Below are 15,617 nucleotides of genomic sequence, written 5' to 3' on the forward strand. Positions count from 1 at the left end.
GCGCCCATCCGGGGCGTCTGTGAAAGGGTGAACCGGGGAGTATGGTTCAGTTTGGGAGAATATAAAAACGCACCAGTGCACTAGCTCACCATTTCGCCGCTGCGGATCGGGTCCCACACTTCCGCGTCGGGCAGCGGGGCCACGATGTCCATTTCCTGCTGCGTGACGGGGTGCTTGAACTGCAGCCGGCGGGCGTGCAGGGCGATACTCAAATCGGGCAAGGGGGCCATGGCGCCGTACTTCACGTCGCCGGTGATAGGCGTGCCCAGGCCGGTGCTCAGCTGCACCCGGATCTGGTGCGGGCGTCCGGTGATGGGGTTGACTTCGAGCAGGTAGCGGTGCCCCACCTTGCCCAGCACTTTGTAGTTCAGCTCGGCGCGCTGGCCCTGCTGGTGCTTCTGGGCGTAGGCCTTGGTCACGTTGCGCATGGGGTCCTTCACCAGCCAGTGCACCAGCGTGCCCTCGGGCTCCTGCGGGGCCTTGCCCACCAGCGCCCAATAGGTTTTGTGCATGTGGTTGTCGCGGAACATTTCGTTCAGCCGGCTCAGGGCCTTGCTGGTTTTGGCCAGCACCACGATGCCCGACACGGGCCGGTCGATGCGGTGGCACACGCCGATGAAGGCGTTGCCGGGCTTTTTGTACTTCAGCCGCAGGTACTCGGCGGCTTTCACCGACAGCGGTTCGTCGCGGGTTTCGTCGGCCTGCACCAGGGTGCCGGCGGTTTTGTTGACGATGAGCAGGTGGTTGTCTTCGAACAGAATTTCTTTCTGCTCCGACCAGATGGCGGGTCTGTTCACTACTGGAATCCGGAAAAGGTAAACGACGTCGGCGGGGCAGGCCCGGAATAAGTCAACTCACACTCACAAACGCACGCTCCACCAAGGGAGCCGGTTGCCGCGCCGACCAACGGTAACTGCAAATAAACGACAGAGTTCGGATATGCATTGCACGGCCGGCTCGACGTCGGTCGTCAGTGGGCTGCCAAACAGCCATATAACAACCGCGCCACGACCTGGTTGGGCCGTGGCGCGGAATTTTTTGCCGGTGTTGGGGTGGGTTTAATAGGCTTCCTTCTCGTTCGGGAAGTCGCGGTTCTTCACGTCGTCGATGTACTGCGTCACGGCCTGGTGCATCAGGTCACCCAGTTCGGCGTAGCGGCGCAAAAAGCGCGGCTTGAACTCCTGGGTGATGCCCAGCATGTCGTGCACCACCAGCACCTGCCCGTCGACCTCCGGCCCGGCCCCGATGCCGATAACCGGAATCGAGAGCTGCTCGGCCACCTGCTTGGCCAGGGCCGAGGGAATCTTTTCGAGCACCAGGGCAAAACAGCCGATTTCCTCCAGCAGCTTGGCGTCCTCGATGAGCTTCTGGGCTTCGGCTTCTTCCTTGGCCCGCACGGTGTAGGTGCCAAACTTGTAGATGCTCTGCGGGGTGAGGCCCAGGTGGCCCATCACCGGAATGCCGGCCGTCAGGATGCGGATGATCGAGTCCTTGATTTCGGCGCCGCCCTCCAGCTTCACGCCGTGCCCGCCCGATTCCTTCATGATGCGGATGGCCGAGCGCAGCGCCTCCGAGGAATTGCCCTGGTAGGAGCCAAACGGCATGTCGACCACCACGAAGGACCGCGTGACGGCCCGCACCACCGAGGCGGCGTGGTAAATCATCTGGTCCAGGGTGATGGGCAGCGTGGTTTCGTGCCCGGCCATCACGTTAGAGGCCGAGTCGCCGACGAGCAGCACGTCGATGCCCGCCCCGTCGAGGATTTTGGCCATGGAGTAATCGTAGGCCGTGAGCATCGAGATTTTCTCGCCGCGCTGCTTCATGGCCAGCAGCTGGTGCGTGGTCACGCGCTTGATTTCCTTGTGCTGCGACATGGAATGGGGTCTGGTAGACGTGGGAACTGGAGCGCCTCGCGGGGATACAAAAGCAGAGCAGCTTTGCGCCGCCCCCGGAGGACGGCCGCAAAGCTGCCGATTTTCTTTAAACCAGCGCCGCTACAACCGCCGCGGCCCGTGCTTGTTCGAGGCCAACGCGGCGGTAACAGCCCGGCTTAGCGGTTCAGGAAGGTGCGGTTGCGGTTCAGCTTCAGGTCCTGCAGCAGCGCCGATTTGGCCCCGATGGTCACGTTGAAGCCCTGAATCTGCCCGGTCGGAATCCAGGAGCCGGTGATTTGCCAGCAGTGCAGGTCGCGGAAGAAGTTGATGGACGTCAGCGTGACCTTGCGCGACACGAAGTCGTAGCCCGAAGTGTAGCTCAGGCGCATCTTGTCGGTGAGCTTGATTTCCCCGCTCACGTTCATCGATACGGTGGGCCAGGAGCGGTTGCGCGTCACGCCGGTGCGAGCCAGGCGCGGGCCAGGGTCGGAGTAGAGGGCGCCGAGCGAGGCATTCAGCGTCCACGGAATCGAGAAATCGAGGTAGTCGACGTAGGAATCAGGCTGGTTGGGGTTGCCCAGCACCGGGTCGTTGACTGGGGCTGTGCGCTGGGGGCGGTTCACGGACTGGCCCGGGCGGCGGTTGCTGTCGAACTGGTAGCTCAGCTGTGCCGAAGCCTGATCCAGCCGGGCCAGGCGCGGGTTGGCTTGGTTGAAGAGGTACTTGTCGATGAGCGTGCCCGAAGAGTCGCGCTGGTAGAAGCTGAATGTGCCGGCCACCAGTACGCTCAGCTTCTGGGCCACCTGCGTGCGCAGGCTGGCGCTGAGCGGGGCCAGCTTAAACGACTGCGCGATGAAGTTGTAGCTGGAGGAGAGGTCGAACCCGTCGATGAGGCTGACTTTCTTGGTGGGCTGGGTGCCGGTAGTGTCCTTGTTGTTGCGCACCTTCATTTCCACCTGGTTCTGGAGGCTGAAGCCGAGCTGACCCGCCGGCCCGCCGCCCGGCCCGGTGCCCCCAAAGCCGGCGAAGCGCGAAAACTGCGTGGCCGTAAACGGCAGGCCCGAGCTGTTGCGCAGGCTCAGCGGCAGCACGCTGTTGGTCGGGTCCGCCGGGTTATAAGGCTGCTGGTAGAAGTTGGGGTTGGCCAGGTAGTTGGGCGAGCCGCTGAACGAGATGCTCGGCGCCAGGCGGTGCCGAATGGCCTGAATGGCCTTGTCTTTCCCAAAGTTGTACGTGCCGTACAGGTTGGTCGAGAGGCTGGCGCTGGCCGAGGCCGTGCCCACGCGGTACAGGCCGCGCGTAGTGTCCACGCGCACGGCCTGCGCCTCGGAGACGTAGCGGTACGTCAGGCGCTGCAGGTACCAGGATTCGTTGTACGACACGCCCGGTGCCAGCGAGAAGTGGCGCAGGAGGGTGTAGTTGCCCAGCGAGATGCCGAAGTTGTGCCGCATAGACGCCTGGAAGTTGCGCAGCAGCGGCCGCAGGTTCGACAGCTGGATCGGCACGGTCTGCGCGCTGCTGGTGCCGCCCAGCAGCGGCAGGCCCGAGGCCAGGGTGCGGCTCGGCAGCGTGTTGGTAAATTGGTTCTGCCCGATAAAGTCGTATTGCAGCGCAAACTGCTCGTACCACCGCTCGCGCGTGGGCAGCCCAAACAGGCGGTAGATGTTCTGACGCTGCACGCCCACTGTCACGTCGGGCAGCGTCAGGTTCACGGCGCGCGTAATGGTGTTGATGCCCTGCGTCAAACCCAGCGAATAGTTAATGGGCAGGTTGCGCAGCTGCTTGGAATAGCTGACCGACGAGCTAAACTGGGGTGTGAGGTAATTGCGCACGTCCAGCGAATTCTGCTGGTTGAACTCGGGGCTGCCCGTTTGTACGTGCGCCGAGAAACGCCCGCCGCCGGGCCGCGGCGTGGGCGAGTGGTTCCAGTCCAGCCAGAACGTCCGCGGCTTGAAGTTTCGGCGCACGTTGGTGCTGGCGCTGGCGTCCGGTGAGCCCAGGATCAGGCCCGCCGGGCGGCGCGAATAGCTGAAGTTCACTCGGCCGTCGTAGCTGTAGCGCTTGCGGTAGCTCATATCGGCATTGCCGGCCCAGCCCCCGAAGGAGTCGGCGTTGCCCGAATACACGCTGCCCGTCACGCGCAGGCCGATGTGCTCGTTGACCACGAAATAGTAGCCGCCGTTGGTCAGGTAGAAGCCCCGGTCCAGGGCCTGCCCGAAGGTCGGAATGATCAAACCCGAGGCGCGCGACTTGCCCGGGGTGGGGAAGTAGCCGAACAAAAAGCCCAGCGGCGTCGGTATGTCGCCGATGACGAGGTTGAAGGGCCCGGTCACCACCTGCTTGCGCGGCACCACCTTCATCTTCGAGGCGTTGATGAAGAAGTGCGGGTGCTCCAAGTTGCAGGTGGTGTAGCGTCCGTGCAGGCCGTAGATTTCGTTCAGCTCGTTTTTCTTCACCACCTCGGCGTGGATGTAGCCCTCGCCCTGCTGGGTAATGGCCTCCGAAATCTTGCCCTTGCGCGACTTGAAGTTGTAGGCAATGCGCCCGGCTTGGTAGGTTTCGGGCCCGTCCTTGAACACGGGCTTGTCGCGCACCTTGCCGGTGGTGTCGGCCCGGCCCTCGGCCGTGAGCAGGTTCTGGCTGTAGTCGACGGTGATGATGCCCGCTTTCAGGTCCATCGTGCCGTAGTTCACGCTGGCCTTGTTGTAGAGCACCGCCCGCTTTTCCTGCACGTTGAAGCGAATCGAGTCCTTGGCTTGGTACTTCACCGTCGTTTCGATGTCGCCCTTGGGCTTCACGCCCACGCGCAATGAGTCGGCGCCGGTGCGGGCCGTATCGGGGCGGGCGGCAATGGTGGGCGCGGGCTGCCCGGCGGGGCGGGGCTGCGCCGGCGGCGCGGTCGGGCGCTGCTGGGCCTGCGCCACGCTCGTCAATAGGCAATAACTAATCAGCAGGACGAGCGTACGCCAAGGGCGAAGCACCCGTCTGCTGCGGCATAGCGTTTGAATATGCGCCGCGGAAAGAGTCACGAAGGGCAGATTTGCTTTATTTTGTGGCTAAGAGTGCAAAAATAGCGGGTAGCCGCCCCATCTAACGAACACCGTGCGGAATATTGTCCTTCTCGCGGCGGCGCTGCTGGCGCTGGGCCTCGGCCCGGCCGCGAGCGTGGCGCAGCAGCCCGATTCGAGCGCCGACGCCCACGGGCGCCCTGTGGCCGCCCATTACCGTCTGCGCACCGTGGTGCTCGACGCCGGCCACGGCGGCAAAGACAAGGGCTGTGCCGGGCCCGACGGTGCCCGCGAAGCCGCAGTGGCGCTGAAAATCGTGCTGGAGCTGGGCCACCTCATCGAGGAGAACATGCCCGACGTGAAGGTGGTGTACACCCGCAGGACCGACGACTTCGTGGAGCTGGCCGACCGCGCCGGCGTGGCCAACAAAGCCAACGCCGACCTCTTCATCTCGGTGCACTGCAACGCCGGCCCCTCGGCCGCCCGCGGCACCGAGGTGTGGACCATGGGCCCGCACAAGACCGAAGCCAACCTGGCCGTGGCCAAGCGCGAAAACGCGGTAATCCTGCAGGAAGACAATTACAAGGAGCGCTACAGCGGCTTCGACCCCCGCTCGCCGCAGTCGCACATCCTCTTCTCGCTTTACCAAAGCGCCCACATCGACAACTCCCTGCGCTTCGCCGCCAAGGTCGACCACGAGTTCCGCACCTCGGTGAAGCGGCCCTCGCGCGGGGTGAAGCAGGCCGGCTTTCTGGTGCTCTGGAAATCCACCATGCCCTCGGCCCTGATTGAAGTGGGCTTTCTGACCAATCCAGGCGAGGAGCAGTACTTGAACGATAAGGCCGGACAGTCGTATATGGCTGCGGGTATTTACCGCGCCTTCCGCCAATACAAGCAGGACCTGGAGGCCAGCAGCGCCGCCGACTAACTGCGCGCCGCGCCGTTCGCCTATCTTGCCCCGCCAGCCGTCGGCGGCCCTCTATATTTCTCTTTCCTCTTCTCTCTCCGCCTTCCCCCGTGTCCAAAGAAGCCAAAGTTGCCCTGCTGGCCGTTGTCGCCCTGGTGGCGTTGTTTGTTGGCTTTCGATTCCTGAAAGGCAGCAATGTGTTTTCCTCTGACCGCACCTTTTACACCGTTTACGACAACGTCGACGGATTGAACGACGGCGCGGCCGTACTGCTCAACGGCGTGGCCGTGGGCCAGGTCAAGAAGCGTGAGCTGATGCCCGAACAGGGCAACCGAGTGCGCGTGTCCATTGAAGTCCGCAAGGACGTGGAGGTCGGCGACTCCACGCTGGCCAGCCTCAGCGGCTCGCTGCTGGGTTCCAAGTCGGTGACGCTGATTCAGGGCCGCAATACCAAAATTTTCACTGGCGGCGAAGAGCTGCGCAGCTACCACGCCGCCAGCCTTACCGATGCCTTCCAGGCCAAGGCCCTGCCCGTGCTCGGCACCGTCGATTCCACGCTCATCCGCGTGAACCAGTTCCTGAGCAAGGAAGCCCGCCTGAGCCTGCAGCAGACCCTGCTCAACTCGCAGGCCACCACCGAGGCGCTGCGCAACATGCTGGTGATGAACCAGCGCAACATCAACCAGATTACCACCAACATGGCCGCGCTCAGCTCCTCGCTGGCCGTGACGGAGCGCAAGTTCGACCAGGTAGCCACCAACCTCGCCCTCATCACCGACACGCTCAAGCGCGCCCCGCTGGCCAAAACCGTCCGCGACCTGAACACCACCGTGGCCCAGACGCAGTCGGCTATCCGGGGCCTCAACCAGCAGCTGACGTCGACCAAAGGCTCGCTGGGCAAGCTGCTCAACGACGACTCGCTTTACACCAACCTGAACGCCACCTCGGCCTCGGCCAACGCCCTGCTGGTGGACCTGAAAGCCAATCCTAAGCGCTACGTGCACTTCTCGGTGTTCGGGGGCGGCGACAAGGAAAAGAAGAAAACCGAGTCGGAAGTGAAGCCCGATGGAACCCGCAAGCGCGAAACCAAAACCGTGACGCAGCAAACGACTACGCCGGTAGACACGGCCGTGCGGCCCTAAATCGTCCTTGCTTTACATGTAAAGCCCGCGTTGAGAGACGCGGGCTTTTTTTTGTAGCGTGCCGTAGCGCGAACTACAAGATCCACGCTACGACGCACGCGGCGCCGTGTCTGCCTAACGACTGTTAGGCTGCTGCGCGAAATCAATTACCTTTGGAATCGGCCCGCGCAGGCGGGCATTTCGTCTCCCCAACGCTTCCCATTCCCGTGAACCAGCCCGCCACGCCCTCCCGCCAGGACCTCGAATTCAACAAAAACGAAGACCAGCTCAAGCAACTCAACTTCCAGCTGCAGAAGCGCCTGGAAAAGGTGCGGCTCGGCGGGGGCGAAAAGCGCATTGCCGCTCATAAGGCCAAGGGGAAGCTCACGGCCCGGGAGCGGATTGACTACCTCATCGACAAAGGATCCAACACCGTCGAAATCGGCGCGTTTGCCGGTGAGGGCATGTACAAGGAAGAGGGCGGCTGCCCCAGCGGCGGCGTGGTGGTGGTTATCGGCTACGTGCAGGGCCGGCAGTGCGTCATCGTGGCCAACGACGCCACGGTGAAGGCCGGGGCCTGGTTCCCGATTACGGCCAAGAAAAACCTGCGCGCCCAGGAAATCAGCATCGAAAACAAGCTGCCGATTATCTACCTGGTCGACTCGGCGGGCGTGTACCTGCCCATGCAGGACGAAATCTTCCCCGACAAGGAGCACTTCGGCCGCATCTTCCGCAACAACGCGGTGATGTCGTCGATGGGCATCGTGCAGCTGGCGGCCATCATGGGCCCGTGCGTGGCCGGCGGGGCCTACCTGCCGATTATGTCCGACGAGGCCATGATTGTGGACGGCACCGGCTCGGTGTTCCTGGCCGGCTCGTACCTGGTGAAGTCGGCCATCGGCGAATCCATCGACAACGAGACGCTGGGCGGGGCTACCACGCACTCGGAAATTTCGGGGGTGACGGACTACAAGTTCCAGAACGACGAAGAGTGTCTGGACCACATCCGCAACATCTTCGACAAGCTCGGCGGCCACGCCACGGCCGGCTTCTCGCGCAAAACGCCCCAGGCCCCGGCCCAGGACGAGCGGGAAATCTACGGGCTGCTGCCGTCGGACCGCGTGAAGCCCTACGACATGATGGACATTATCAACCGCCTGGTGGATAACTCCGAATTTGAGCCCTACAAGGACCTCTACGGGCAGACGCTCATCTGCGGGCTGGCGCGTATCGACGGCTGGGCGGTGGGCATCGTGGCCAACCAGCGCAAAATCGTGAAGACCAAGAAGGGCGCCATGCAGATGGGCGGGGTCATCTACTCCGACTCGGCCGACAAGGCGGCACGCTTTATCATGAACTGCAACCAGAAGCGCATTCCGCTGGTGTTTTTGCACGACGTGTCGGGCTTCATGGTCGGCTCGCAGTCGGAGCACGGCGGCATCATCAAGGACGGGGCGAAGATGGTCAACGCCATGTCCAACTCCGTGGTGCCCAAGTTCTCGGTCATCATCGGCAACTCCTACGGGGCCGGCAACTACGCCATGTGCGGCAAAGCCTACGACCCGCGCCTGATCGTGGCCTGGCCCACGGCTCAGCTGGCGGTGATGAGCGGGGCCGCGGCGGCCAATACGCTGCTGCAGATTCAGGTGGCCGCCGCCGAGGGCAAGGGCGAAAAGCTCACCGAGGAGGCCAAAAAGGAAATGTTCGACAAGATCAAGGCCCGCTACGACGAGCAGCTCTCACCCTACTACGCGGCGGCCCGCCTCTGGGTCGACGCCATCATCGACCCGCTGGAGACGCGCAAGCTGATTTCGGAAGGCATCAGCATGGCCAACCACGCCCCGATTGAGAAGGCGTACAATGTGGGCGTAATCCAGGTGTGAAGCAGATTTCCGGCCGCTTGAGGACCTGAAAGACCGGTGTGGAAAAACGTGTTGGAAACGGCCGCTAAGGCCTTCTGGACGTGGGTGCGCGGGCCCGTTGGGAACGGCCTGCCGCCCATCGTCCATCCCCGGTACGCCAAGAACAATCCCGGCAGTTGGGTTGACGCGTCGGCCGACTGGCGCATTACGGAGCGCAGTAGCCTGGCCACGCCGCTAACTTCCGGTGCGCTGCAGCGCTGGCAGGAGCATAATTTCAGTTATGCACGGCTGCGAGTAGACGAATACCAGCGCCTCTACCTGGACCTGCGCTTCGACTGGCCCGCGGATACCTACTACGGGCAGGAAGAACTGCAGGCTACCGAAGCGGAAGCGGCGGCGGGCGAAGGCGTATATCTGGCGGAACTCCGGCGGTATGCAGACGATACGGCCGAGCTGGTGGTGAAGCAGACGCCGGGCTTTGCCGGCAGTTTGAGCCTGGTGCTGGCAGGCGTAACGGCGGAAGAGTGGCAGCGCCTGCAACGCCACGCCTCGGCGCGGTACAACTGGGTGCCCAAGGCCCACGGGTGAATAGCCGATACCGGTTACGGCAAAAAGACCTGCCGTAACCGTCGATTCAATTGGACAACTCAGATGCCCGCAGCGCGGCAAGCCGAACCATTCGAAACTTCGTACATGGCCAGCAACTGCCGCCGCCATGCAACTCAAGGAATTCAAAAAAATAGTCAAAGACTATGTCTGCCCGATGCTGTCCGGGGCAGAAATAACCGACAACGTCGTCGAGGCTGACAAAACCCATGAGCTGGCCGCCTTGCAGCGCAACGGGCAGCTCATGCACCTGAGCCCCTCGAAGCAGGCCACCTACAAGCTGGAGCTGCGCCGCAACCAGGCCTTCAACCGGGTCGATTCGGAGCTGATAAAATCGGTTTTGCGGGAAATCGTGTCGATTTACGACAGCAGCATTGCGCTGTACCGCAACCGGGTAATCAGCTACGCCATTGAGGTGGGCCTGTGCCGGTTTTTATCGGCGGCGCACAGCAAGGTGCTGGTCGACGTGCTGCAGGCCTTCGATGAGTGGTCGGTGCGCACCTACGAGGGGCGCAAGCCCACGTTCAGCATCGTCGTCGAGTTCGACAACAAGCAGACCATCGACGAGCAGCACCCGCCCATCAAGTCCATTCTGCGGGAGGATTTTTCGGCCCTGCTTTCCAACAGTGCCGAAAGTGCGCTGGTTATTTCGGCCTACGGGGCGCTGCACTGCTACGCCACCCTCCCGATTACCAGCTACGACAACATCTATTCTCCGCTGCGCTTTGTTTCCTTCGCCAACCACGCCACGGAACACAAAATCTGCCTGACGCTGACCAACAACGGGGACATTCTGATCTTCAAGGACCAGAAACTCTCCTTCGCCAAGCGCAACGGCAAGTGGTCGTACTACAACCACGAGTCCATCATGAAAAAGCTGGGGGGTGGGGCCGTGGAATTGAGAAAAGCGCTTTACGCTACTATTCTCGACGTATCCTTTGCGCGTACCGGCGGCTGCATTGCGGCCATAGCCCTTTCCAACGTCAAGCGCCTCATCGTGGACGACGGGCTGAGCCCGACCAGCACCATCAAGCGGGCGGACATTCTGAAACGCCCCACGTCGATCAAATCCAACGCGCTCAGCCGGCTGATTCAGGAACGCAAATTCCAGGACATTGACCGCGTCAGCCGGAAAGAGCTGGTCGGTATCGACGGGGCGACCATCGTAGACAACAGCGGCAACGTCATTGCGGCCGGCGCCATCATCAAGATTGACGGCGGCAGTACGGGCGGGGGCCGGCTGGCCGCCACCAAAACCCTGGCGCCCTACGGCATTGCCGTGAAAGTATCGGCCGATGGCATGGTGAAAGCCTTTACGAGCGAGCGGGGCACCAGCCAGCTGGCTTTCGAGATATAGCAGAGCAGCCGCGACCAAACGCGAAAACGCCCCGGCCACCCAGCCGGGGCGTTTGCCCTTATTAGCTCAGTACCACCCACCCAAAGCGTAGCACCTTACTCGCCGACAAAGGTCTAGCGCCAGTATGAAGTAGAGGTTGCCGCCGGGTTAAGCTTTGGCACACGTGGCCAGGAGCCGGCCACTCGGCCCGAAGCGTCGGCAGTAGCGCCTGAAGAACCTGCGGCTGATCCGAAAAGAGCTTCGAGGACGCCGGTAGAAGCTTCGGTAATGCCCGAAGGCGCATCAATAGCTAGTGGATGGACCTTCGGTTGCTGCGGAACGAGCTTCGGGCGTTGCTGGCGGAGCTTCGGGCACTATGCGCGGAGCTTCGGTTGCAGTCGGCAGCGCTTCGGTTGCTGTCGGCGGGGCTTCGGATGGTATGGATGATGCTTCGAGAGCTGTTGGCAGAGTTTCGGGGGCTGTGGCCGAGGCTACTGCTGCAGGTACTCGGCCGCCGCGCGGTTCTTCGGGTTCAGCGCCAGCGCATGGGTGTAGTGCTGGGTGGCCAGCTTCCGGTTGCCGAGGGCGGCGTAGGTTTCGGCCAGGCTGTCGTAGGTGTTGGCGCTGGCGGGGTAGAGGAGCACGTTGAGCTGAAACACGGCCAGCGCGTCATTCAGCTGGCCCTGCTCCACCAGGGAATAGCCCCCGTTCAGCAGTAGCAGGAGCATACCGCACCATTGGCGGAAACGGCGGGAGGAGGTGAACATGGCTAGGCGGTGGAAGGGGATGAAGCCCGGTGGCGGGCGGTGGTTGTAGCGCGGCAGATGGTGGCGCCCTGGGAAGAGTTGTCCGGCCCGGGGTGGATGACGAGCAGAAAGCCGCAAGGGCAGCCCGCTCAGCGTATTAAAAAGCAAACGCCCCGGCTCCCACACGGGCCGGGGCGTTTTCAGCTTAGCCAGGCACTGCCTACCCAACGCGTAGTGCCTCACTGGCCGGCAAAGCTCCGCCAGTCATGTGACCTGGGCGTTGCCGGGCGGTTACGTAATCGAAAAGGCCGGCTTTGGCCCTACGACGGTTCTCCCGTCTGCTTGTAATGCACCTCCGGCAGCTCGTGCAGGCGCTGGGCGGCGTATTCGGGCGTGATGTCGCGCTGGGGGTTGGCCAGCATTTCGTAGCCGACCATGAACTTGCGCACCGTGGCCGAGCGCAGCAGCGGCGGGAAGAAGTGCATGTGCAGGTGCCATTCCGGGTGCTCCTGGCCGTCGGTGGGGCGCTGGTGTAGGCCGGCCGAGTAGGGGAAGGAGGTCAGGAACAGGTTATCGTAGCGGATGGTCAGGCGCCGAATGATGTCGGCAAAAGCGTCTTTTTCCGCATCGGTGAGCTGGGTAATGTCCTGCACCGCGCGGCGCGGCAGCACCAGCGTTTCGAAGGGCCAGGCCGCCCAGAAGGGCACCAGCGCCACCCAGTGCGCATTTTCGATGACCACGCGCGTTTGCTCCCGCAGCTCGATTTCCAGGTAATCGGTGAGCAGGGTACGGCCGTGCTGCTGGTAGTAGGCCAGCTGCTGCACCGTTTCCTTGGCCGGGTCACCGGGCACGGTGCGCTGCGCCCAGATCTGTCCGTGCGGGTGCGGGTTCGAGCAGCCCATGACCGCGCCCTTGTTCTCGAAAATCTGCACATAGTTGATGTCCTCGCGGACACCCAATTCGGCAAACTGCGCGGCCCACACGTCCACCACCCCGCGAATGTCGGCTGTGCTCATTTCGGGCAGGGTCAGGTCGTGCCGGGGCGAGAAGCAGATGACGCGGGCCAGGCCCGATTCGGCTTCGGCCCGCAGCAGCCCGCCCACTTCCACCGCGCCGTGGGGCGCGTCGGGCGTGAGGGCCGCGAAGTCGTTGTCGAATACGAAGGTGCCGGTGTAGGGCGGGTTCACGATGCCGCCGGCGCGGGTGTTGCCGGGGCAGAGGTAGCAGCCCGGGTCGTAGGCGGGGCGCTGCGAGCGGTCGGGGGCTTCCTGCTGGCCCTGCCAGGGCCGCAGCGCCCGGTGCGGCGACACGAGCAGCCATTCGCCGGTGAGGGGGTTGAAACGCCGGTGCGGTTGCTGGGCAAGGTCGAAGGAGGCCATAAGAGGAGCGTGCGGTGATAAAAATGCCGCCGGAAAGGTCGGCAAAGGCCGCCAATACTATACCGCTCCGGCGGCCGCAGGTTGCTGCCATTCGTGGCGGGCCGAGCTGACTGGCCGGGTTCTGTTCCCCGACCCGCGCCCGGTGCCGGTTGCGCAGAGGCGGAATAGCCTGGTGTCATTGGTCCCCACTGCGCAAAAAAACAGCGCCGACGGGGTACCATCGGCGCTGCCAGAAAAATGCTTGGTTGAGCTGTTAGGACGCCTGCATCAGCTGCAGGGCGCCCTCGGTGGTCGTCATAGCCGATTCGCGGGGCAGGGTGGAGGCGCTCATCTGCTTGAGGGCCTTCTGCACGGTGATGGTGCAGATGCGCTCGGTGTAGCCCATTTCGACCACGCGCTGGGCCAGCAGCGGCAGCGTCCAGCGACGGTGGCTGGCCGGGGCCGGGCCGCGCATCAGCCGACGCAGCAAGGATTCCAGCTTGGGCGTGAGCTTGGTGGGCGCCCCGCAGCGCGGCACGGCGTGCAGGTAGTCATTGAAACCCTGCTGGCTGAAGGCCCGACGCATGCTGTACACGCGGTCGATGCTCAGATTCAGCTGCTCGCCCGACTCCTGGGCCGGCATGTCCAGCAGCCAGTGCTGCAGCACCTGCGCGCGGTTGCGCTGCTGCCGCGAGATGGTTTCGGAGCTGACGAAGTCTTCCAGGTAAGCCCGCTGCTTGCGGGTGAGTTGCAGGGAGTGGCGTTGACGACCCATTGAAACGATTGTGGCTGCGGGGGACGAGGGAATGTTTTCAGTGGCGCTTCGAAAGTATTAAGTTCTGTTTTCATGCGCAAACGATTGCGCATGAAAAATTTTGATGCCGCCTTCCAAATAGCAGCTGCTGGTTAAAAATTAATTTGACTTATTCTTTTATATTGGTCTGTTATACAGACTATTGAAAGAATATTTTTTGACTTGGTGGATGTATACTAAGCTGAATCATAAATTCTTGTGACCGGTGCCCAGCGGGGTGATGCCGCTCAAATACGCCCACATTCTGTATTTTCCGAGCAATCGATTCCGCATTTTGGGCGGCTAACAGTAGCTTTGGTATTCTGCAATGCCTAGCTCCCACACTCTAGTCTGGCACTGATTCCTGCAGTTTTTCGTCTTTAGTAGCACCGGCCGGCCTTCGCGCTGCTCTATGCTGCCACTTTGCCTTCAGTCCCTTGAATCTCTCCCGCGCTTCCATTGCTGAGCTGGCTACCAAGCTAAACCTGTCGCCCTCAACTATTTCGCGGGCGCTCAGCGGGCAGGGGCGCATCAGCGAAGAAACCCGGCAGCGGGTGCGGCAGCTGGCGCAGGAGCTAAACTACCAGCCCAACCACCTGGCCGCCGCGCTGCGCAAAGGCCGCAGCAACACGCTCGGCGTCATCGTGCCCCACATCGACGGCGACTTTTTTGCCCGCGTGCTCAAGGGCATCGAGCACGGGGCCACGCAGGCGGGCTTCAACGTGATGGTGTGCCAGTCCAACGAAAACGCGGGGCACGAGAAAAAAAACCTCGACACCCTGCTCACAGCGCAGGTCGAAGGCATTCTGGTGTCGCTGTCCTTGACGACCAAGGACGTGCAGCACTTCGAAGACGTGCGCCGCCGCGACCTGCCGCTGGTGTTCTTCGACCGGGTGCCGGAGCTGCCGCAGGTCAGCGCGGTGGTGCTCGACGATTACCAGGGCGCTTATCAGGCCGTGGAGCACCTGCTCGGGCAGGGCTGCCGGCGCATTGCCCACATCGGCGGGCCCCAGCACCTGAACATCTGCCGCAACCGCTACCGCGCCTACTGCGACGCCCTGCGCGCCCACGACCTGCCCTACGACCCGACATTGGTGCATTTCTGCGACCTGACTTTGCCCGAGGGCCGGCAGGCTATGGAAACGCTGCTTGAGCAGAACCCGCAGCTCGACGCCGTATTTGCCGCCAACGACCTGGCCGTGGCCGGGGCCATGCCGGTGCTGCGCGCCGCCGGCCTCCGCATTCCGCAGGACGTGGCCCTGGCCGGCTTCAGCAACGAGCTGTTCACCCTGCTCACCGAGCCCCACCTGACTACCGTGGACCAGCGCTGCGAGGAAATGGGCCGCACCGCCGTACGCCTGCTGCTCGATATGGTGGCCGAGCAGCCCCACCAGTACGCTCCCCGCCGCGTGGTGCTGCAGCCCGAGCTGGTCATCCGGGAATCGTCGCAGCAGGCCGGCGGGCGGGGCTGACGACTGCTGGCGCGGATAGCGGCTGCCGCTGTTCTTATTGCTATCGAAAATGAGTGCAGATAGTCTGATGCCCGAGCAACCGCTCAAGCTCCTGTTCGTGTGCACCGTCAACCACATGCGCAGCGCTACGGCCCACGAAATCTACCGTGACGACCCGCGCTTCGAGGTGCAGTCGGCCGGCACCTCCGGCCTGGCCCGGCAGGTGCTCACGCCCGAGTTGCTGGCCTGGGCCGACGCCGTGGTGGTGATGGAAAAGCACCACCGCCAGCACATCCGCAAGCATTTCCCGGAGGTGTACCGCCAGAAGCGCATCGTGTGCCTGTATTTGCCCGACGACTACCTCTACATGGAGCCGCAGCTGGTAACGGCCCTGCGTGAACGGGTCGAAGACGTGTACCGCCGCGGGCTGCTGCGCTGAGTCAGGGTTGGCGGCGCGGTGGCGTATTCTGCCGCCGGAGCCTATGAAATAACGCCGCGGTTACATTGGAGTCACCCCGCCGGTACGGCCTATGTTGTCTGCCGCGTCGGCTCGAC

At 63.0% G+C, this 15,617-nt stretch carries 13 protein-coding genes; 7 read left to right on the plus strand and 6 right to left on the minus strand.

All coding sequences use genetic code 11. From position 1 onward, the window contains the following. Positions 1-80 precede the first annotated feature (80 nt). The 3 genes from FDY95_RS13080 to FDY95_RS13090 all read right to left on the minus strand — a co-directional run bounded on the left by FDY95_RS13080 (position 81) and on the right by FDY95_RS13090 (position 4,798). Positions 81-797: an RluA family pseudouridine synthase gene (locus FDY95_RS13080; RefSeq protein WP_138078212.1), complete on the minus strand. Its 717-nt coding sequence runs from the start codon at positions 795-797 to the stop codon at positions 81-83. A 261-nt stretch (positions 798-1,058) separates the two neighbouring features. Further along, positions 1,059-1,874: a 3-methyl-2-oxobutanoate hydroxymethyltransferase gene (panB, locus tag FDY95_RS13085; protein ID WP_138078213.1), complete on the minus strand. Its 816-nt coding sequence runs from the start codon at positions 1,872-1,874 to the stop codon at positions 1,059-1,061. A gap of 176 nt (positions 1,875-2,050) precedes the next feature. Beyond that, a complete protein-coding gene (locus tag FDY95_RS13090; protein WP_138078214.1) occupies positions 2,051-4,798 on the minus strand; it encodes a putative LPS assembly protein LptD in 2,748 nt (915 codons plus the stop codon). 241 nt (positions 4,799-5,039) lie between these two features. Here FDY95_RS13090 and FDY95_RS13095 point away from each other — a divergent pair, with 241 nt between their 5' ends. The 5 genes from FDY95_RS13095 (at position 5,040) to FDY95_RS13115 (ending at position 10,735) form a co-directional block, all read left to right on the plus strand. Then, positions 5,040-5,810: an N-acetylmuramoyl-L-alanine amidase family protein gene (locus FDY95_RS13095; RefSeq protein WP_246074035.1), complete on the plus strand. Its 771-nt coding sequence runs from the start codon at positions 5,040-5,042 to the stop codon at positions 5,808-5,810. Positions 5,811-5,899: 89 nt separating this feature from the next. After that, positions 5,900-6,931, plus strand: a complete 1,032-nt coding sequence (locus FDY95_RS13100; RefSeq protein WP_171025668.1) for an MlaD family protein — start codon at positions 5,900-5,902, stop codon at positions 6,929-6,931. A gap of 206 nt (positions 6,932-7,137) precedes the next feature. Beyond that, complete coding sequence (locus FDY95_RS13105; RefSeq protein ID WP_138078216.1) at positions 7,138-8,793, plus strand: acyl-CoA carboxylase subunit beta; 1,656 nt, start codon at positions 7,138-7,140, stop codon at positions 8,791-8,793. A 51-nt stretch (positions 8,794-8,844) separates the two neighbouring features. Then, entirely contained in the window at positions 8,845-9,360 is a 516-nt protein-coding gene (locus FDY95_RS13110; protein ID WP_138078217.1) for a hypothetical protein, read from the plus strand. A 175-nt stretch (positions 9,361-9,535) separates the two neighbouring features. Next, complete coding sequence (locus FDY95_RS13115) at positions 9,536-10,735, plus strand: hypothetical protein (RefSeq protein ID WP_138078218.1); 1,200 nt, start codon at positions 9,536-9,538, stop codon at positions 10,733-10,735. A 470-nt stretch (positions 10,736-11,205) separates the two neighbouring features. Here FDY95_RS13115 and FDY95_RS13120 read toward each other — a convergent pair whose 3' ends face one another. From FDY95_RS13120 to FDY95_RS13130, 3 genes are all read right to left on the minus strand, one after another. Then, entirely contained in the window at positions 11,206-11,481 is a 276-nt protein-coding gene (locus FDY95_RS13120) for a tetratricopeptide repeat protein (protein ID WP_138078219.1), read from the minus strand. 299 nt (positions 11,482-11,780) lie between these two features. After that, positions 11,781-12,839, minus strand: coding sequence for a UDP-glucose--hexose-1-phosphate uridylyltransferase (locus FDY95_RS13125; RefSeq protein ID WP_138078220.1), 1,059 nt, complete (start codon positions 12,837-12,839; stop codon positions 11,781-11,783). A 253-nt stretch (positions 12,840-13,092) separates the two neighbouring features. Beyond that, positions 13,093-13,593: a helix-turn-helix domain-containing protein gene (locus FDY95_RS13130; protein WP_138078221.1), complete on the minus strand. Its 501-nt coding sequence runs from the start codon at positions 13,591-13,593 to the stop codon at positions 13,093-13,095. Positions 13,594-14,048: 455 nt separating this feature from the next. Between FDY95_RS13130 and FDY95_RS13135 the strand changes: the two genes are divergently transcribed. Together FDY95_RS13135 and FDY95_RS13140 are read left to right on the plus strand one after the other, a co-directional pair. Then, entirely contained in the window at positions 14,049-15,083 is a 1,035-nt protein-coding gene (locus FDY95_RS13135; protein ID WP_138078222.1) for a LacI family DNA-binding transcriptional regulator, read from the plus strand. Between the two features lie 49 nt (positions 15,084-15,132). Beyond that, on the plus strand, positions 15,133-15,501 hold the full coding sequence (locus FDY95_RS13140; RefSeq protein ID WP_246074026.1) for a low molecular weight protein tyrosine phosphatase family protein: 369 nt from the start codon (positions 15,133-15,135) through the stop codon (positions 15,499-15,501). Positions 15,502-15,617 lie beyond the last annotated feature (116 nt).

Source organism: Hymenobacter jeollabukensis, from assembly GCF_005771675.1.
Taxonomy (GTDB): Bacteria; Bacteroidota; Bacteroidia; order Cytophagales; family Hymenobacteraceae; genus Solirubrum; species Solirubrum jeollabukense.